The organism is Vibrio gazogenes, from assembly GCF_002196515.1.
Classification (GTDB): domain Bacteria; phylum Pseudomonadota; class Gammaproteobacteria; order Enterobacterales; family Vibrionaceae; genus Vibrio; species Vibrio gazogenes_A.
The window spans coordinates 275,021-294,766 of record NZ_CP018836.1 but is presented as its reverse complement, the minus strand read 5'-3'; the positions used below and the strand labels follow the sequence as shown (position 1 = coordinate 294,766).

Genomic DNA, 19,746 nt, shown 5'->3' with positions numbered 1-19,746 from the left:
CAACTCTCTTTCTCACCACACCGAATAGATAAAGCTCTCATCAAGGCCGAGTTCGTGCTAGAATCGCGCGTTTTGTTCATTCAGCCGCGCCAAAATCACCAGAGGTCACTATGTCATTCGAGAAACTCGGACTCAGCACGCCCCTACTTCAAGCGATTCGTGAGCTTGGGTATCATCAGCCGACAACGATTCAGAATCAGGCTATCCCTGTGATTCTACAGGACAATGACCTCATTGCTGCGGCCCAAACCGGCACCGGTAAGACAGCTGGCTTTGTTCTCCCGATATTGAACAAACTCGCCCAAGGGCAAACACAGCGTAAAAAACGTATTCGGGCTTTGATTTTAGTACCCACTCGTGAGCTGGCAATGCAGGTTGCGGAGAAGATTACGCAATATGGCAAGTATCTCCCCCTGACATCACTTGCAGTTTATGGCGGTGTTGATGAAAAGCCACAGAAACAGCACCTCATTGAAGGCGTTGATGTATTGGTAGCGACACCAGGACGGCTCCTCGACCTGTATCACCAACGGGCAGTGTACTTCGAAGAAGTCGAAGTGTTAGTCCTTGATGAAGCAGACCGGATGCTGGATATGGGATTTATCGATGACCTCAATAAAATTCTCGATCGGTTACCAGAAAATATTCAACACTTATTATTCTCTGCGACGTTATCCCACAAAGTCCGCGATCTCGCCAAGACCGCAGTCCATCATCCGCACGAAATTAGCATCGCAGCAAATCAGGCTTCCAAGCCCAATATCGAACAGTGGCTAATCACGGTTGATAAAGACAAAAAATCAGCGCTGCTGGCTCATCTGATTCAAGAGAACCAATGGGATCAAGCACTAATCTTTATTGAAACCAAACATGGTGCCGCCAAACTGGTGGCTCAGTTGGAAAAACGAGGCATTCAAGCCGAAGCTTTTCATAGCGGTCGTAGCCAGGCCATCCGAGCCAAGTTGCTGGAAGATTTTAAAAACGGCCAAATCAAATATATGGTGGCAACTGGTGTGGCGGCACGAGGCATCGATATTGATTCACTGCAACGTGTCATCAACTACGATCTGCCTTTTCCTGCGGATGAATATGTTCACCGCATCGGCCGGACCGGGAGAGCCAATGCATCCGGTGAAGCCATTTCTTTTGTGTCTAAAGACAATTTTAAAAATTTGTGCATGATTGAAAGCCGTCTCGGTCACTTAATTGAGCGTAGAGACGTTGTCGGATTCGAACCCAAAAAACCGGTTCCCATCTCCATTCTGAACTATGTGCCTAAACATAAACGGACGGATGCTTAAACAGTGCAACCGATATTCAATTCAACGTTTCAACCGATCATGCGATTAACCGTCAGTGACCCAGTTTCAACTTATATGAGGAATGCCCTGTGAGCCAGTTACCTTTTTCTTCTCTGCCTTTATCGCCGGAATTATTGCAGAGCCTTGACACCCTTGGCTATACCCATATGACGCCGATTCAAGCGCAGAGTCTGCCTTTTCTGCTTCAGGGAAAAGATATTATCGGACAGGGTAAAACCGGATCGGGTAAAACCGCAGCATTTGGCCTCAGCTTATTACATAACCTGAATGTGAAACGCTTTCGCGTACAGTCACTGGTCCTGTGCCCTACTCGCGAATTAGCGGATCAAGTCGCCAATGAGATCCGTTCACTGGCCAAAACCGTACATAATATTAAAGTGCTGACACTCTGCGGTGGCATGCCGATGGGACCACAAATCGGTTCTCTCGCTCATGGCGCGCATATTTTGGTTGGTACTCCGGGACGCATGCTTGACCATTTACAAAAAGGTCGCATCGACTTATCAGAATTAAATACCTTGGTCTTGGATGAAGCTGACCGGATGCTAGAAATGGGCTTTCAAGACGCGCTGGATGCGATTATTGACCACGTGCCGTCTCAACGACAAACATTGCTGTTCAGTGCCACCTTTCCGACACAAATTCAGTCAATTGCGCAGCGGATCATGCAGAATCCAGAGTGGATAAAAGTCGAATCGACCCATGATAATACCTCTATTCATCAAGCGTTCTATCAAGTCGGTGGAGATGAGGAGCGCTTAAAGGCCCTGAAAAAGCTGCTACTTGCTCATCAACCGGAATCAACCGTTATTTTCTGTAATACCAAACGTGAGGTTCAAGAGGTTGCCGATGCCCTCTACCACGACGGCTTCAGTGTCATCGATTTACATGGCGATCTGGAACAGCGGGAACGGAACCAATCGTTAGTTCAGTTTGCCAATAAAAGTGTATCGATTCTCATTGCAACCGATGTCGCCGCGCGTGGTCTGGATGTTGACCAACTCGACATGGTCATCAACTACCGCCTGTCACGTGATCCTGAAGTCCATGTTCACCGAATCGGGCGAACAGGCAGAGCGGGCAGTAAAGGCATGGCATGTAGTTTATTCAGCGCCAACGAAGGCATTCGGGTTGCTCAGATCGACGAATACATGAATACACCGATTGATCCGGTTGCACTACCGACTGACGAGGTACTTAGCCGTACACCATTTCAACCTCAGATGGTTACCATTGAGATTTCCGGTGGTAAGAAACAAAAAGTCCGTGCCGGTGATATTCTCGGCGCCCTCACTGGTCAGCAAGGTATTGACGGGAAACAAGTCGGAAAAATTAATCTCTTTGATATGCGAGCCTATGTGGCTATACACAAAAGTGTCGGCAAAAAAGCAGTAAAGAAATTAGAAAATGGCAAAATTAAAGGGCGTTCTTTCAGAGCAAGAATCATCAAGTAAGTCAATATCACCAAAAAATTGAGGTCGTATTTACCTGATAAATTGATTCCGAAAAAATTATTACTCCTTGCCATAATACAAATATCCCGGTATTAGATTTATACCGGGATATGAAGATACTGATGATCTAATAAACACGGGTACAGAAATTAGCAATTTAGATCATTCAGAAATTTGAAACTCAATAATATGACACATATGTCCCGCGGGTGTATCAACCCCTTGGGTCACCACTTTTACGGTTTTCTTCGCGATATATGCTGCCATTAATGCCGACATCATCCCTTTACTCCCCGGATCGTTTTCATTGATATATGACCAAGATGGATTTTTGGGGCCATTCTGACAATGCCATGCATTAGGATTATTTGAAATCACCCGAAAGTGAAAATTCGTCGGTCCCGACATAAAAATAGCACTAATTTTGAATGTTCCCGGATATTCTGCAGCTTGAACCACACTACTCAGAGCAATTCCCATCACAATTAAAATTCGAAAAAAACTTTTCATTAATGTTCCTAATTAATATTAAAAATAATGATAACACCTAAAACTGAAATAAATTAATGTCAGTCATCATGAGAATCTGAAATTGTATCAGTCTAGTAAAATGTTTCAATAAGTCTAATATTTAGATTAAACAATTAAGTGTATTTTTATCATGATTCTGAAGACAAACTAAAACACTGCTATTCATAACAACCATCCTTACAATCATTCAATATGTCGTTTTAATTGAACAAAGAAGCAGCCTCGCTGTTCCAACAGTTTCCCATCACCGTTATGAGTTCCCCGAAGAATTCGCCAGAGAGTCTGTCCTCATAATTTTTCCTCACAACTTGGTGCTGCATAACTTTGTTGGACACAACAGGCGCTTTATGAGTAAAGTAATTGATAACAAAAGCCTAACCAATACCCGACTATTTTACTTGGTTAAATATGGTACACTGAGACCAACTTTCCACCATAGCATTACGTTAGGCAAACCCAGTTTATAATCAAATAAAAAGAATCCAGAGGTACTTATGAAAACGTCCAACCCACGACTGACATTGCGTGTGATTGAAAAGAGCGACTACGATGAGCTCGCCGAGCTCATGGATCTCGTCTTTCCGGATGTAGGTGGGGCATGGCCAAAAATGACCATTATGGATCTGATTCACCAATTTCCAGATGGACAGATTTGTATTGAAGACAACGGAAAAATCGTTGCCGCAGCACTCACAATCAAAGTTGATTACAACCGTTACTCACTGCCCCATGTTTACACCGACATTGTTGACGAAAAAAATGTCATTCAGCATAACCCACATGGTGATGCGATGTATGGGCTCGATGTGTTCGTTCACCCTGACTATCGCGGCATGCGTTTAGGCCGCCGTTTATATCATGCGCGCAAAGAACTGTGTCAAAGTGAAAATCTGAAAGCCATTCTGACTGGTGGCCGGATCACGGGCTATCACAAACTGTCTGATGAACTGAAAGTCGCTGAATACATTGAGCAGGTTAAACGTAAAACGATTCATGACCCAATCCTCTCTTTCCAGCTTGCCAATGACTTTGATGTCAAACGGATTATGCGTCACTATCTGCCAGAAGATGATAAGTCTCAGGGCTACGCAACGCTTCTTGAATGGGATAACTTCTTTTATGAAGAAGACCAATCATCCATCCATGAACTTGATAAAACGCTAGTTCGTATTGGCATCGTTCAATGGCAAATGCGTCAAGTCACAAGTCTGGAAGATTTACTTGAGCAATCTGAGTTCTTTATTAGCTCATTATCGAACTATAAAGCCGACTTTGCGCTCTTTCCTGAGTTTTTCAATGCACCGCTCATGGGTCTTCAGCAAGATCAAACTTCGGTCGAAGCAATTCGCTATCTTGCTTCCTTTAGTGAAGCGATTAAACAACGCTTTTCTGAGTTTGCCATCACATACAACATTAATATTATCGCCGGGAGCATGCCTGAGGAACGAGATGGCAAGTTGTACAATGTCTCTTATCTGCTTCACCGTGATGGCATGATTGATGAACAGTTGAAGATCCATATCACCCCACACGAACAACGCGACTGGGTCATCGACGGTGGGAATGAAATTGGCGTATTCGAAACCGATGCGGGACGTGTTGGCATCCTTATCTGTTACGATAGTGAGTTCCCTGAGCTTGGACGAATGATGGCAGAAAAAGATGTACAAATCATGTTTGTACCGTTTTGGACCGACACCAAAAATGGCTATCAACGCGTCCGTCTCTGTTCGCAATCAAGAGCTATTGAAAACGAATGTTATGTTGCAATTGGTGGCAGTGTTGGTAACTTACCACGAGTGGACAATGTCGATATTCAATACGCACAGTCTGCGGTCTTCTCACCGTCCGATATTTTCTTCCCACACGATGCAACCATCGCCGAAGCAAGTCCGAACACCGAGATGATCATCTTTGCCGATGTTGATCTCGATAAATTAAAACAGCTGAATACCGAAGGATCCGTGACGAACTTACGTCACCGCCGTCTCGATGTTTATGGTGGCTTTACACAACCGAAATCAGGCAGATAATCAGAAAAAAGGAGGGGCAACCCTCCTTTCTCTTACCTGCTTAAAGTGCCTGTCCTTATTAATTTTCTATAGCCGTTCAATGTCTCCAGCAGCCAGAGCATCCTCAATCAAAGGCATTAACTTCTTGAGTGTCTGATTTTTACGAAAGGCTTCTCGGCATTCCTGCTGTACTTTTCTATCCGTCTCTATGGGTCGACACGACGCTACTTTGAAGGCCACCGGAACAGCCATATCAAATTTAATAATGTCAACAGTATCATAGACAAACGATAAAGATTTGCCGATATGCATAAAACCAATATCTGGAGTATAGCCCGCACCAAAATAGCAGCTTCAGTCACACCATATAGACAAGCCGCTGCCACACTAATACATTGATTGGTGATATCTCTTTTTTGACAATTCTGGGAATCGTAGCGGCGGCCTTGCCAGTCAACCCCATACTGTTTAGCGAGTATCTCGTAAGTTTTACGAACCCAGCCCCCTTCTATTCCCCCGTAACTGCTCCACCATGCTATGCAAGATAAACAGGAATAAAGTCGAGCTTCTGTATCTATGAAGCTTCAGTTGTCTTGTCTTATCTGTATAATTCCCACAGAATTATTTGAGTTAGGATAAGTTATCAATGGTTAAAAAAAGGTTTGAAGCGTTAGACGCTTTTAGAGGTCTGTGTGCTTTATCTGTTGTGGTCTACCATATGCACCTGGTTGAATCAATAACGGAGCTTGATTTTTTTAGAGGGAGTTCGATTTTTGTCGAGTTTTTCTTTGTATTAAGTGGCTTTGTGTTAACTCACGGATACGGATTTAAAGATAATTTAAACTTCAACAGATTTATGAAAGCAAGATTTTTTAGGATTTACCCGCTACATTTTTTTATGTTTCTTGTATTCTTTTTACTACAAGTTGTTATGTTTTTAGCCTTTAAGTTTACAAGTATATCATCGAGTACTGGTGTCGTTGAACCTTTTACGGGAAGAAATGCTATTAGCGAAATCTTACCGAACTTATTATTACTACAATCCTGGACTCCATTTACAAGCCCTATATCTTTTAATGGCCCATCCTGGAGCATTAGTATAGAGTTTTATCTGTATGCTTTGCTTTTTCTATCGATAGCTATCTTTCAATCAAATAGAGTCATATCTTGGTTTTGTATTTCATCAATAGCATTTTTCCTTATTATTTTTGGTTCTGATATATTGACACCTCAAGTATTAATGGGGGGGGCTTGTTTTTTCGGAGGTGCTTTCACTTATACTATATATAAAAAAATATCTCACTTAAATTTTTCTTTTAGCGCAGGAAGTGTTATTGAAATAGCCTTAATTATATCTGTCATATTGATTGTTCAATCTACGATAGAACATCAACAAATATTAGCGCCATTTATATTCTTTTTGACAGTTTTATTTTTTACCTTTGAATCGGGTTGTTGTTCAAAGATTCTTAAAACAAAACCCTTTCAATATATGGGCAAACTATCATATTCAATCTATATGACACATGCTGCAATACTGACCATTTTTTCGTCATCACTCATTTTAATTCAAAAAATAAGTGGTTATAAATTGGTATCAGTAATCAATGGTGATAGGTATTTAGATATCGGAGGAGGTGTATTGAATAATGTCATAATTCTATTTTTTATTGTTATAACTATATATATTTCAAGCTTAACTCATAAATATATAGAGCTTAAAGGACAAAAATTGAACAAGAATAAGGCTCATATAAGTTTAGAAGAAAACAGAACATAGAGTATGATTTCGTTCAAAGCTAACATGCTAGGAGAGACGGGTTCTACCCAGATTTTACGGACACATCTAAAAGTGCCTGTCCTTGTAAGTCTTATAACTAGATGAGTCTCAATGAATATAAAATTAAATTCATATAATATTGATATTCCAATGACTGACTTAAAAGGACCATCATGAGAAAAATCATACAGGTTGCTATATTCCTACTACTTAGCTTAGGCATACTGTCAAATACATACGCTGCACAAGTCGAAGTACATGACCCAGTGATGGCACGCGAAAACGGCATCTACTATGTATTCAGTACCGGCCCGGGTATCACCATGTACTCATCCAAAGATAAAATTCACTGGCAGTATGCTGATCGCGTTTTCAGCAGCGAGCCCACATGGGCAAGATCAGTCGCCCCGGAATTTAATGGTCATCTCTGGGCACCCGAGATCTACAAGAAAAATGGCAAATTCTATCTGTATTATTCGGTCTCAGCATTCGGTAAAAACACCTCCGCTATTGGTGTCACTGTCAACACCACACTCAATCCAGATTCACCAGATTATCACTGGCAAGATCAGGGTATCGTGATCCAATCGGTTCCGGATCGCGATAATTGGAATGCTATCGACCCGGCTATCGTCGAAGATGACAATGGCAATCCTTGGATGAGTTTCGGTTCATTCTGGAGTGGCCTGAAACTGGTCAAGCTGAATTCAGATATGAAAACTCTCGCGCAGCCGCAAGAATGGTTTGATATCGCAGCCCGTCCGGAAGTCACCGAGAACCCGGTTGAAGCCCCCTTTATTTTTAAAAAAGAGGGTTACTACTATTTATTTGTTTCATTTGATTTTTGTTGTCGCGGTGTGAACAGTACCTACAAGGTGATGGTCGGACGAAGCCAGAATGTCCAAGGCCCCTATTACGATAAGCATGGAATTTCAATGCGAAATGGTGGCGGCTCACTGGTCATCAAAGGCAATCAGGACTGGGCTGCGCTTGGTCACAACTCTATCTATACATTTAATCATCAAGATTACATGGTACTTCATGCTTATGAGACCGCAGATGATGGCGTACAAAAGCTGCGCATTCTGAAAGTTAACTGGGAGAACGGCTGGCCAGTCGTCAACCCTGACGAGCTCAATACCAATACAACAGAACTGATCAATTAATACAGCGTAGCCAAAACAAAATGGGGACAGACATTTTCGTCTGTCCCCATTTTATTGATGTCTCTAGGAACCCCGGCAATCTTTAATGGTTATTGCACATGAACAATAAACTGATTGAGGGACTCGTCATTCGGCGTGCCATGATAAATCGCAACAGACACTTTTGTCGGTACTGTTTTGGCATTGACCCGAACCATTAAAAAGTTATTTTCGCCCGTCAAACCAAATAATTTTTCACAACGTCCGTCATTATGCAGGTATAACGGGCCAGATTCAGCAATCAAATGATTAGATACACTCGGCGCCGGCTTTCTGGACACAGCACTGGAAGTCACATGAGTTAAGTTGGCTTCCGGGTACTGACCCAATCGAATTTTGTATGCACTACAGCTATGTACATCACCACTCAAGACGGTCACCGGCACTTGGGTTGCTGAAGAATACTCTCCCAGCAAATCAAGTAACCGATCTCGCTCTTTCACATTGCTTTTATGTCCCCACTCATCTCTGACATCATCACCACCACCAAATAAATCAACCACAAAAGACATATTTTCTAACGCATCATCGTTCCAATGAACAACAGGGACCGGAGAAATGACAAAAACAGCTTTGAGTGCCTGTGTTGTCGGCTCTTGTAACCATTGGCGGAAACGCTCCATCTGCGCCTGCCCAAGTAAACGCTCGCCCTCTGCATTTTCAATATCATGGTGACCTCGCATATCAAGGACATAGAAACCAACCTCCCCCTTGATAAACGAATAATCCCACTGACACTGCGTGAGATCTTGTTCGACCTGATCCGCATGATGGGTCGTCGGATTGTGACTATGCTGGTACTCCTGGTACACTTCGGCCGCAGCCTGAAAAGCAAGTCTGGCTATGGTTGCATTGATTTCATCTTCATCGTCCTGAAACAGGTGATTGAGTTTCTTAATCCGCTGCTCTTTCGTCAGTGACCCCCAACCATCCATGATTTCGTGATCATCCCAGATCATATATTGCGGATATTGTCGAAAAATCGCCAGCATTGCCGGTACATGCCAGTACGTCCGATAATAAGAGCGATAAAGCTTTTTCAGATATGTCACGACGCCTCGTTCATCAAGCGTCTGATGGTGCAGATATTCCTGATATAACGCATTTTTATATGTTTTAAGCCATTCCCATAAATCAGTAATATAGGGCTTGCCTTGTGGGTCACGAGGCTGTTTGGATTCACCATGGGTATCGCAATACACTTGATCGCCACCACCGATACAAAAACGCACGTCATTGTGTACCAGATGATCATTCATGATCGGCCATAATCCTTCAGAAAACGATTTGTGTCCAAACGGGTCATGACAGCTATAGAATCCAAAAGCCAAATCTTGTAAGTCATCTGCATCTGTCGTGAACTTATATTGATGATGACTCCCCAATTCAACTTTCCGCTCAATGTTATTTAACAGCTCGCCGTCAGCAATCAAGTAGTAATAATAGGTGGTATCAGCGTTGAGATTATCGAATTCAAACACCGCAGTTAAACCAGTTTCTGGCTGAATATCTGCACTGGAAACGTGGCAACCTTGATGAATCGACTGATTGACGGATGTTTGTGAAAACGGATCAAAATCAAGACGGGTCGAACTCAGAACCAGACGCCACTCACCCGAGCGGTAGACTCTGACCCATATTTTGGCCGATGTTGATGTAACGTGCCCGATCATTGCAGCAGTGGCTAATTTACTCTGACGAGATTCGAAGTTATCCGGGTTAGGTAAGGTTGGCATATGATTTCCTTTTCTGTACTGTCCTTTTCTATACAAGGCTGGTTGCATCCCACTTGTCATATCATCCAACAGGGATATACAGAATATTGTTATGTGATTTTATATTAATAGAAGAATCATCAATTATAGAAGATATGAACACGATTGTGTAATCAGAAAATCTAAAAGATTAGTGCAACTCACCTTATCCACCTCACCCGATAGAATGGCTATCTGGTCGTCAGTTCTGATCAATATATTATGGTGCTAATTGCATAATAAAACTCCGATACAGCAAGACGGGGACAATCTTTTACCCGTTCTAGATAAATTATCTATATATCAAGTCATTATCAGGAATCGCTCCTAAATCACGCACAACAATATAAAACCAAATACATATTAATCTTGATGTATTTATACGATCAATTACTCTTAACTAGCTAATGAGTAAATAATAAATTAAGTCTCAGAAGCCCAACATACTCTCAAGTAACTGATGCCTGAGCACCTCATATATATCCATTAATTTGCATATATTATATAAATCATGGTGATAATATGAATATCACAGCTAAACATTATCAAAAGATACTAAAAATAATTAATCAGATAAATGAACATGATAATGAGCAGGAGATGCGTGCCGATATCGCTGAACCATTGATTGATTTACTGGATGCAGACTACTTTGCATCATTTTGTTGGCAACCCGACAGACAAGACTATGGTAAGGGGGTTTATATGAATATGAGTGATCAAAATATCGAGCGCTACATTCATTACTATCAGTTTAAAGATCCTATCACTTCCCTTCTTGCTAAAAGAAAACAAGCAACTGCTGTCAGCGAAATCCTCCCCCATAATGATCTGACAAAAACCGAATTTTTTAACGATTTCCTCTTAGTCGACGGTCTGTTTCGTGGGATCAATCTCCACCTGTATAATTTTGACGAACACATTGGTGATTTTCGTATCTGGCGTAAAAAAGGAAAAGCAGATTTCGATTCAGCTTCCAGTATGATGCTCAATGTACTGATGCCTCATCTTAAACAGTCACTGTTAAATATGCGCCGTTATCAGACTCCGACAGACACCCCAATGGAAATCATACTCGATAAACAATGCCACCATCTGAAATATCACTACAAACTGACACCACGAGAAATTCAGGTGGCTCGGTTAGTTCTTGTCGGAGAAACAGATGACTATATATCATCCCAGTTAAATATTTCATCTACGACAGTACGTACTCATATTAAGCATATATTCCAGAAAACGGAGGTTTGTAACCGACATAAATTACAGCAACTCATCTATATCTCACCAGATACAAAGTAATTATCATTTTACCCAAAATATCATCAATTATAACGATACCAGTGTATCTCCCCCTCCACTACACTCAACGAGACATCAAAATGATGAAATCAATTGCACTACAACTCAGACTTTAAAGTTGTACAGACGCCATATTTCACTGTTTTGAATCAATAAATATCTCATTAGTAGAGTAGCAATGATCGCTAGGTTACCTTCAGGAAAAGGAGAAGTTACATATGGCAATCACACCAAATCAATGTACTGTTTTTGTCCAAGTCTGGGTTGATGTCAACGGCTTACAGCAGAACTCAACCCGGGGATGTTATGCAGTTTCCAACAGAAGTCAGGATTCCTCTGGGGAAGGGACCGCAGACCTTACCACAAAAGTGATTACCGGCAGTAATGTCTGCTGGTCTGTCGTACCGATTGACCCACAATATAGCGGTGATTTCACCATAGCAGGTGTCGGTGTTGAACATGGCTGGGCACAACCGCCTAAACCAGTTGCTGGCAAGCCCAATATATTCACCGGTCAATTGGAAGAAGGTACCGTCTCGGGCCATGTGAACTCTAACATCGTCTTTAGCTATAACAACGGTTCACAATCCAATACCGTGACATTACCAATCACTATTGTGCCGGTTACGGCTTAAGTCATCTGTCTGAACAACTCAGGAGAATTTTATTATGGCTAGAAAATTAAATCACCCCTTCCTCGTAACAGCAGTTATCCCAGCCCGAGTGATTAATGTGGCTGTCGATACGGTCTACATATACAGCCAGACCTCTGGGACCTATGCAGGAACGGGGGTATACATGATGGATAACAATGTTGTAGGCGGTAGTCGTGGTGAAGGCGGCTTAGAATTGACTTCTATTGTCACAGCCGGATTTGGTATCGCATTCAATGCATTTCCGATTGATCAGGAAGGTGGACAGGGAGACACTGTTGAAATAGAAGGCTTTGAGATTTCCAATGGAACTGACATCTTCGGTACTTGGGGCTTTCCGACCAAACAACCCGACACTTCATCGTACCAATGGATCGGTACCGCGATGATTCAGGGAGAATGTACCTATCAGATTAAATTAGGTATCTCCGTCGGTGGCGCACCGAAAAAATACTACTGGTGGGATCCCTTCCTCGTCTGTAATGCTTAATCGTCCAGCAGGCTCATATCTGGGCCTGCTGTTCTCCGACTAATTTAATAATCGTATAATGAATGGCTTAGGTTGTAATACTCGAACGCCTAAAGCGTCTATTTCCGTAAGACTTTAAGATTTATTGCAAATACAGATCCTGTATTTTAAACCATCCACCTTCACACCCATTAATTGTCACTGTAAGTTTTTGTCCTGATGTTTTTGCTGCCAAAATAACCGATTTAAATGCCCCATCGGCATTAGTCACTCCTGCCCAACCGTTGCTACCGGCACATTGGCCCGAACTCACAGCGTTGGGATATCCGTTATTTAATAACAAGGCAATCGAGCCAGAAGGACTGACATAAACTTTACTCACAGTGCCGGTATCTTGAGAGTAATTGGCGGCATTTATAGACAGACTCAAAAACAGAGAGGCAACCATTAGGATTTTCTTATACATATAACATGTGTCCTTATTATTAAATATAAAGTGTATGGATAATAAAACGATCACCAATGATATCAAAAATATTGCATAATAAGACATTTAAAATATCAAACAAAATGTCTGTCCCCATAAGAATACTTGCCCAAAAATAAGACGATAGTTTCTTCAATTTGCTCAGAATACTGACAACTGTCTCATTCTGCATACAGAATGAATTGACAAGCCAAAACTTCCTTTTAGCATGGGGGTTTTAACCCGATGAGTGCCTTTTATGTCTGATACGACACAATCCCCAGAACCTCAGGTTCAGCTTGACGAACTCTCTCCTGAACTGCGTCAGGTCATTTTATTTGATGATGTTCCTCAGGAAATGTTTACCATGATTGCTTCGATCCATGAAGTCTCGGAAGAAACTGTCAGAGAGGCATGGAATAGCCTGCCAGCGAGTGCGCAAAATATTTTAGATAATTTTGAACAATTTCATGCGCTGATATCGGTCAGTCAGGCTTTTGCCGGTATCGAAACGATGGAAGGAATTGCAGGGATGGATTTACCGGCTTCGATGGATGATCAAGCCAAAGAAGATTATCGGGCACAAATGCTGGATCAAGTGTTATTCAACTGTGTGAAAGATATGGTAAAACAACTGAAGAAAGCGCGTCGAGATCCGATTTTAAAACGTGAATTTATCGAAGTATTCCAATCGAATTAAACCATCGATTAAAGCGACTTCGGTCAAACGGCAGGTCATGGGACAATTTGCCCTGCCGTATTTCGGAGCAGTTTTTATTCACACACAAAAACCTGAGAATCAACTAACGGGAGCCGATTGATTTCGGGCTCAGCAAAATAAAAACCTTGCATAAATCGGACACCAGCACGCTTCAACCAAAGCATTTCTTCTTTCGATTCAATCCCTTCCGCGATGACATCAATGCTCAGCTCATTCATCATATTCAGCGAATGCTTCAAAATACACTGACGAACCGGATCTTGGTGGATATGCCGAATCAGAGACATATCTAACTTGACGATGTCTGTTTGCAGATCAGCAAGTAATCCGAGTCCTGAGTATCCAGAGCCAAAATCATCAATCGCCGTTTTAAAACCCAAATTCTGATATGTTCGGATAATTTCAAGCATCCCGGTAATATCTTCAATCGCCTCAACTTCGGTAAACTCAAAAATGATATTCTCGGTCGGAAATTTAAAGCGCTCTGCAACTTCCAGTGTTGCTTGTAGACATTGTTCAGGATGTAAGATTGCATTCGGTAGAAAATTAATACTCAAGAGCAGATCCAAGCCAAGCCGTGATGCATTTTCGATCGCCCTGACCCGGCACATCTGATCGAATGCGTAACGACTGTCTTTTTTTACTGAAGCAATGACAGTATCGGCATCTTCATCATTCTGACCCCGTACTAGTGCTTCATAACCAACTATTACATTTTCCTGACAATCCACAATCGGTTGAAATGCTGTTAAAAAGTGTCCCATACCTTGTTCTTCACGATGAGATGAACAGCAATGCAGCAGATGCTCTGAGGGCTTTGTTTTCATCAATTATCGCCTGCGTCAAAAAATATTCTCATTCTAACCCTAACCTGCTCTTATCGCTTACACAAGTCTCTTTGTTTATACCAACTCATTAACTATTTGATAATCATGACATATGCATATATTTTATGATCAATCAGTTTGCTTGTTTCATGAGAATGTGATTTGAATGTTGCCTAATCGTCAGTATATTGATGAAGCAATATATCATTAGTGATAAAATTAAAACCCATTCCTAGTCCTCAAATATAAAGGATGATTGATTCGGATGCGAACAGCTAATCTATATTTTTGATATTATTCAAAAAATAACGATTCCAAACCGCCTTCTATCCTGTTATCTTGCCATCTATATCATAATTTTCAAGAGCTTGTGTTGGGATGACATATGCATCCTAGATGCAATAAAATGATATTTATTTCACATTGAATACATAATTTTTTATTTATCAGCATACTTCCATTCATAACCTTCTATAATTATTTATATCAGTGCTCCTATTGAGTAACTGATTTATTTTTTTGATTGTTAATCCATGATTATTAAGGATTTTTCTCATGTTTATGAGCCGACAACTAAAATCTGATTTACAAAAAACACAACAACAATTAAATACATTACAAGGTACGACTGCATCCATTGAGAAACATGTTGCCGTCGTTGAATTCGACATTGATGGCAAACTGATAAATATCAATGACATTTTCCTGAATACCTTAGGCTATGAACGAGAAGAAGTCCTTGGCAAACATCATTCCATGCTCTGTTTCGATGACGATCTTCATAGCCAAGAATATGCGCAGTTCTGGAAAGAGCTGGCAGCCGGTCAGTCCCAACAAGGCACATTCAAACGAAAGAGTAAGAGTGGGCAGAATATCTGGCTCGAGGCAACTTACTTTCCGATCACCATTGACAATAAAGTGGTGCGGATTATGAAAATCGCCAACGATGTCACGGATAAGTATGAGAAAAATCAATCCAGAGAAAGTATTCTCGAGGCTTTAAACCGCTCACTGGCAATTATTGAGTTTGAGCCTGACGGACAGATTATTAGTGCGAATCAAAATTTTATGCAGACGATGGGCTATACCCAAGAACAACTGAAAGGTAAGCATCACCGGATATTCTGTGACGAAGCTTTTACCCGTAATAATCCGAACTTCTGGCAAGAATTGGGGAAAGGCCAGTTTAAATCGGGGAAGTTTCTTCGGATTTCACGTCATGGAGAGCAGATCTGGTTGGAAGCGACATACAATCCGATTATTGATGCGAATGGTAAAGTAACCAAAGTCATCAAGTTTGCATCTGATATTACTCAGCAAGAAAAACGTAATATTGCAATTGCCGAGTCTACCGAGTTAGCTTTCAGTACCGCTGTGGAAACATCCCAAATCGCAAAACAAGGTGCGGATCAACTGGATGAAGCTGTCGCAGTCTCTAAAAAGATCACGAGTCAGGTTCAGGAAACTTCAGAAAAAATTCAATCACTGAATGATAAATCCAAAAGTATCGAAGAAATTGTTGATACCATCCGAGGGATTGCGGAACAAACCAACCTTCTTGCATTGAATGCTGCAATCGAGGCAGCTCGTGCCGGTGAACAGGGGCGAGGATTTGCAGTGGTTGCTGATGAAGTACGTAAACTTGCGTCTCGGACCGCTCAATCCACGGAAGAAATCGCCAAAGTCGTCAGTGAGACTCATCAACTAATGCTTTCGGCAGCTTCTGCGATGTCTGAAGTCAATGAGATTGCCGATGAAGGTATGGATAAAATATCCCAAGTCGCAACCGTGATTGATGAAATCTATCTGGGTGCAGAAAATATTTCTCGCTCGGTCAGTGAGTTAAACGAAAACCTTTAAATCAGCCGAATCTCCCGACTACCGAGTCCACAGTCACCGCGTTCAACGCGGTGACTCTCTTCTGGCTATAACCCATTTATCTGGCATGCACCGTGCACCAATTCAATATTTTCGAATAGGTTAAGCGAATATTCCTACTTCTTTATCTTGGTTTGCATCACTAGAATATTTTCCTGTTTACACAATTCACATGTTTCCAACTAAACAAGGAATTTATTATGTCTCATGTTCTTGCTCTGAAATCTAGTATTCTTGGTGAATATTCTCAATCCAGTAAACTGCTTGATGCATATCTGGAAAAATTCAACGGTGCACAAGTAACGCTCCGTGATCTAGCGGCAAATCCGCTCCCTGTACTCGATTTCTCAGTTGCCACAGCATTGCGTGCCACTGAAGACCTGAGTGATGAACAACAAGCTGTTGTCAATCTTTCGGACCAATTGATTGCTGAAATTAAAGCAGCCGACAAGATTGTGATTGCAGCACCAATGTATAACTTCACCGTCCCGACTCAGTTGAAAAATTGGTTCGATCTGATTGCTCGTGCGGGTGTAACGTTCCAATATACAGAAACCGGTGTGCAAGGTTTGCTTGAGAACAAAAAAGTTGTAGTGATCACCACACGTGGTGGGATTCATCAGGGCAGTTCGACTGACAACGTCACACCATACCTCAAAACAATTCTGGGTTTCCTTGGTCTGACTGATGTTGAGTTTGCATATGCGGAAGCGCTGAATATGGGTGAAGAATCTGCAGAACAAGGGCTTGCCGCTGCAAAAGACCAATTGAAAGCAATCGCGGTTTAATTTTCCCAGCCGTTATTTGTTCCGTAAAAACAGCGCATTTGCGCTGTTTTTTATTCACATCTGAGATGAAAGGAAATTCCCGCTACAAAGGTTCCACCAGCATACTGAACCGTAACCATACAGACACATTACAAAGTAACTTGTCTTTCAATCCCTGATTCTCTGGCAAAATCATCATCATGACTAACCAGAATGAAACCACCACGATAATGTCGCAATGCCTTCGCCAGCATCATTTTAGCGTCGAGATCAAGGTGATTATCTGGCTCATCCAAGAGTAACACCGGTTGTTCAGGTTGATGGCTGACGATAAGCATCGCTAATTTCATTTTTTCGCCACCACTCAGTACTGAACCAAGACGAAATACACTATCACGACGAAAACCAATTCCGGCTAACAATGTTCTGGCATCGCTCTCTTTCATCCCTTCACACTGTTGTATCAAATTATTCAGCATCGACAACTCGGGCTCGATTGCACCAAAATGCTGGTCAAGATAATACAATGGCGTATTCAAATGCAATTCCCCTTGCTGTAGCGTCAACTTTCCTAATAGGGTTTTCAGCAAGGTTGATTTACCGCACCCGTTTTTACCCGTCAGATGAATCTTGTCATTCGCATATATTTGCAGTGTGATTGGCTGACAACAGCCAAAAGGTAATACCCCTTCCAGAATCGAAACCACTTGATGCAATCGGCTTATGTTGTCAGACAAATAGAGTTTTTGGCGTTTCACTTGTTCTTGTCTGCCTCTTAACGCCTGTTCTTTCTCATTTAAAAGTGCTTGGCGAAGTTGCTCATTTTTATGGAGGTTTGATGCACGTGCCGTCGCGATATCCTTCTTGTAATCAAGTAAGATTTTGGGCTGGCCACCGGCTTTACGCAACTGGTCTCCCTTAGCAGCTCTTTGAGCCGCCTTTTCTCGGTTCCGTTGCGCTTGCGCTGCCAACTTTTTCTTCTGCCTATCCACGCTGACAAGTTGTCGCTCGACGGCTTGTTGCTCACTACGCATGTGTTCAATGTAAGCATCGTAGTTCCCCCCAAACACGTGTAGCCCCAATCCTGAAAGTTGCCAAATTTCCTCCATTTCACGTAATAACAATCGATCATGGCTGATCAGTAAAATGGCACCTTTAAAGGTGCGTATTGATTCGATTAACCACTGCTTTGCATGAGCGTCAAGATGGTTGGACGGCTCATCGAGGATCAGTAATTCAACATTACTTTCAAACAACTGCCAAAGCTGCAAACGAGCCAGTTGTCCACCGCTCAGCTGAGTACAGGGAAAATCGGGGTCTGAGGGTAAGCCCAACACTTTGAGTTGCTGAGCGAGTCGTGAGGATAAATCCCATAGTTCCCCAATCACATCGAACCAATGCGCTGAACAGTCCCCGGATTCAACCTGCTTCAACGCATTCAGTACATCGTTTTTACCCAAAAACTGCGCGATGGAAAGCTCACCAGATAACCAATGCGCTGGTTGCTGGCGATATACCGCACATGACTGAGGAATGATGACCGTTCCGCTCGATGGCGGTTGCGCACCACTTAAAATTGCAGCGAGTATCGATTTACCAACACCATTACGACCAACCAACCCAACTCGATTTCGACTCATTGAGCATGATAATTGTTGAAACAGCACCTCACCGTTATCAAAGATTTGGCTAATGTTGTGAGCCTGTAATACTGGCATAATTTGCCTCCTGTGTGACAGGGACAACAGCCGTAGCTAGTTAGTATGAAAGATGAGATCCATGCAAATACACACTGATTCAAGTGTTCAAGTACCCAAATATAATTGCAGAGAAATATCGGAAAGTGAGCTACGCCTACTAACCCTGTAAATCCAAAAAATAAAATAAGAAATGGATGACAGGTTTAGTGATTCATATTGGCGTAATCTCCTTAAGAAGTGATGGACAAAGACTACTGTATTTTCGCTCACCCAGTCAAGACTCACCGATCTGATAAAACAAACCTTCAAATCACTTGGGGTGGGAAATACCCTCTGTTTTTGTTTGGCTCAGCCGCGATGTTGAGCAGGTATCAGTCCCCTGAGCGCAATATTTTGCTAGAAATATCACCGCTATAAAATGTTGATGATGCCATCAGGATAAAATGGCAGACTGCCGTTCAAAATATCATCCTCATCAAACCAGCGGACAATAAACCGCGCACCGTTTGTTTCAATCCCGGGAATTTGTTCCCGTTGATAAAACGAGCTATCTTTGAATTCTGCCTCGTAGACAAATACAATTTCATGTCCCGCTGCGCTACTGGATGTAAATATATTTTCACTGATCCCCAACAGCCTCAAATTATCGATTTCAGCCCCGATTTCTTCGAAGGTTTCTCTGCGGGCTGCATCTGTCGATTTCTCACCGAATTCAATGCCACCCCCGACTGGAATAACATACGTTTCATCTTTCACCGGATCATAGCCTTCGGCAAGTAAAATTCGACGCTGATGTCGGAACAGGCAAACGGCTTTAGCTCGGATATGTCGCATAAGAAAATCTCACTTCAAATCACGGGGAAATGTCTATCAAATCCTATTCAATTCATCCAATACAATCAATA

The 19,746-nt window shown here is 42.0% G+C and carries 17 protein-coding genes; 11 read left to right on the top strand and 6 right to left on the bottom strand.

Going from position 1 to position 19,746, the window contains the following annotated elements:
* Positions 1-110 precede the first annotated feature (110 nt).
* A complete protein-coding gene (locus BSQ33_RS16970; RefSeq protein WP_088134742.1) occupies positions 111-1,301 on the top strand; it encodes a DEAD/DEAH box helicase in 1,191 nt (396 codons plus the stop codon).
* A gap of 89 nt (positions 1,302-1,390) precedes the next feature.
* Complete coding sequence (gene dbpA / locus BSQ33_RS16965; protein WP_021018749.1) at positions 1,391-2,776, top strand: ATP-dependent RNA helicase DbpA; 1,386 nt, start codon at positions 1,391-1,393, stop codon at positions 2,774-2,776.
* 162 nt (positions 2,777-2,938) lie between these two features.
* Here the strand turns inward: dbpA and BSQ33_RS16960 are convergent, their stop codons facing one another.
* The gene (locus tag BSQ33_RS16960) at positions 2,939-3,286 is read right to left on the bottom strand and encodes a hypothetical protein (RefSeq protein WP_232472017.1); all 348 of its coding nucleotides are present in this window, start codon (positions 3,284-3,286) and stop codon (positions 2,939-2,941) included.
* Between the two features lie 515 nt (positions 3,287-3,801).
* On the opposite strand from BSQ33_RS16960, the gene BSQ33_RS16955 reads away from it, so the two are divergent.
* From BSQ33_RS16955 to BSQ33_RS16940, 3 genes are all read left to right on the top strand, one after another.
* The gene (locus tag BSQ33_RS16955) at positions 3,802-5,340 is read left to right on the top strand and encodes a bifunctional GNAT family N-acetyltransferase/carbon-nitrogen hydrolase family protein (protein ID WP_021018747.1); all 1,539 of its coding nucleotides are present in this window, start codon (positions 3,802-3,804) and stop codon (positions 5,338-5,340) included.
* 625 nt (positions 5,341-5,965) lie between these two features.
* A complete protein-coding gene (locus BSQ33_RS16945) occupies positions 5,966-7,099 on the top strand; it encodes an acyltransferase family protein (RefSeq protein ID WP_088134740.1) in 1,134 nt (377 codons plus the stop codon).
* Between the two features lie 173 nt (positions 7,100-7,272).
* Positions 7,273-8,265 (top strand): arabinan endo-1,5-alpha-L-arabinosidase, encoded by a 993-nt coding sequence (locus BSQ33_RS16940; protein WP_088134739.1) that lies wholly within the window; start codon positions 7,273-7,275, stop codon positions 8,263-8,265.
* Positions 8,266-8,354: 89 nt separating this feature from the next.
* Here the strand turns inward: BSQ33_RS16940 and BSQ33_RS16935 are convergent, their stop codons facing one another.
* Positions 8,355-10,040 carry an alkaline phosphatase D family protein gene (locus BSQ33_RS16935; RefSeq protein WP_021018743.1) on the bottom strand — a complete coding sequence of 562 codons (1,686 nt, stop codon included), beginning with the start codon at positions 10,038-10,040 and terminating at the stop codon, positions 8,355-8,357.
* A gap of 540 nt (positions 10,041-10,580) precedes the next feature.
* Between BSQ33_RS16935 and BSQ33_RS16930 the strand changes: the two genes are divergently transcribed.
* The 3 genes from BSQ33_RS16930 to BSQ33_RS16920 all read left to right on the top strand — a co-directional run bounded on the left by BSQ33_RS16930 (position 10,581) and on the right by BSQ33_RS16920 (position 12,503).
* Positions 10,581-11,360: a helix-turn-helix transcriptional regulator gene (locus BSQ33_RS16930; protein WP_088134737.1), complete on the top strand. Its 780-nt coding sequence runs from the start codon at positions 10,581-10,583 to the stop codon at positions 11,358-11,360.
* A 218-nt stretch (positions 11,361-11,578) separates the two neighbouring features.
* Entirely contained in the window at positions 11,579-11,995 is a 417-nt protein-coding gene (locus BSQ33_RS16925; RefSeq protein WP_021018741.1) for a hypothetical protein, read from the top strand.
* 34 nt (positions 11,996-12,029) lie between these two features.
* Positions 12,030-12,503, top strand: a complete 474-nt coding sequence (locus BSQ33_RS16920; RefSeq protein WP_141650655.1) for a hypothetical protein — start codon at positions 12,030-12,032, stop codon at positions 12,501-12,503.
* 121 nt (positions 12,504-12,624) lie between these two features.
* Here BSQ33_RS16920 and BSQ33_RS16915 read toward each other — a convergent pair whose 3' ends face one another.
* Positions 12,625-12,948 (bottom strand): hypothetical protein, encoded by a 324-nt coding sequence (locus BSQ33_RS16915; protein WP_088134736.1) that lies wholly within the window; start codon positions 12,946-12,948, stop codon positions 12,625-12,627.
* Positions 12,949-13,207: 259 nt separating this feature from the next.
* On the opposite strand from BSQ33_RS16915, the gene BSQ33_RS16910 reads away from it, so the two are divergent.
* The gene (locus BSQ33_RS16910) at positions 13,208-13,648 is read left to right on the top strand and encodes a DUF3069 domain-containing protein (protein WP_021018737.1); all 441 of its coding nucleotides are present in this window, start codon (positions 13,208-13,210) and stop codon (positions 13,646-13,648) included.
* Positions 13,649-13,722: 74 nt separating this feature from the next.
* On the opposite strand, the gene BSQ33_RS16905 is transcribed toward BSQ33_RS16910, so the two are convergent.
* On the bottom strand, positions 13,723-14,496 hold the full coding sequence (locus BSQ33_RS16905) for an EAL domain-containing protein (RefSeq protein WP_088134735.1): 774 nt from the start codon (positions 14,494-14,496) through the stop codon (positions 13,723-13,725).
* 561 nt (positions 14,497-15,057) lie between these two features.
* On the opposite strand from BSQ33_RS16905, the gene BSQ33_RS22130 reads away from it, so the two are divergent.
* Together BSQ33_RS22130 and BSQ33_RS16895 are read left to right on the top strand one after the other, a co-directional pair.
* A complete protein-coding gene (locus BSQ33_RS22130) occupies positions 15,058-16,356 on the top strand; it encodes a methyl-accepting chemotaxis protein (protein WP_269768128.1) in 1,299 nt (432 codons plus the stop codon).
* A 218-nt stretch (positions 16,357-16,574) separates the two neighbouring features.
* Positions 16,575-17,162 (top strand): FMN-dependent NADH-azoreductase, encoded by a 588-nt coding sequence (locus BSQ33_RS16895; RefSeq protein WP_021018734.1) that lies wholly within the window; start codon positions 16,575-16,577, stop codon positions 17,160-17,162.
* A gap of 128 nt (positions 17,163-17,290) precedes the next feature.
* On the opposite strand, the gene BSQ33_RS16890 is transcribed toward BSQ33_RS16895, so the two are convergent.
* Both BSQ33_RS16890 and BSQ33_RS16885 read right to left on the bottom strand, forming a co-directional pair.
* Positions 17,291-18,859 carry an ATP-binding cassette domain-containing protein gene (locus BSQ33_RS16890; protein WP_088134733.1) on the bottom strand — a complete coding sequence of 523 codons (1,569 nt, stop codon included), beginning with the start codon at positions 18,857-18,859 and terminating at the stop codon, positions 17,291-17,293.
* A gap of 393 nt (positions 18,860-19,252) precedes the next feature.
* On the bottom strand, positions 19,253-19,675 hold the full coding sequence (locus tag BSQ33_RS16885) for an NUDIX hydrolase (protein ID WP_088134732.1): 423 nt from the start codon (positions 19,673-19,675) through the stop codon (positions 19,253-19,255).
* Positions 19,676-19,746: the final 71 nt, after the last annotated feature.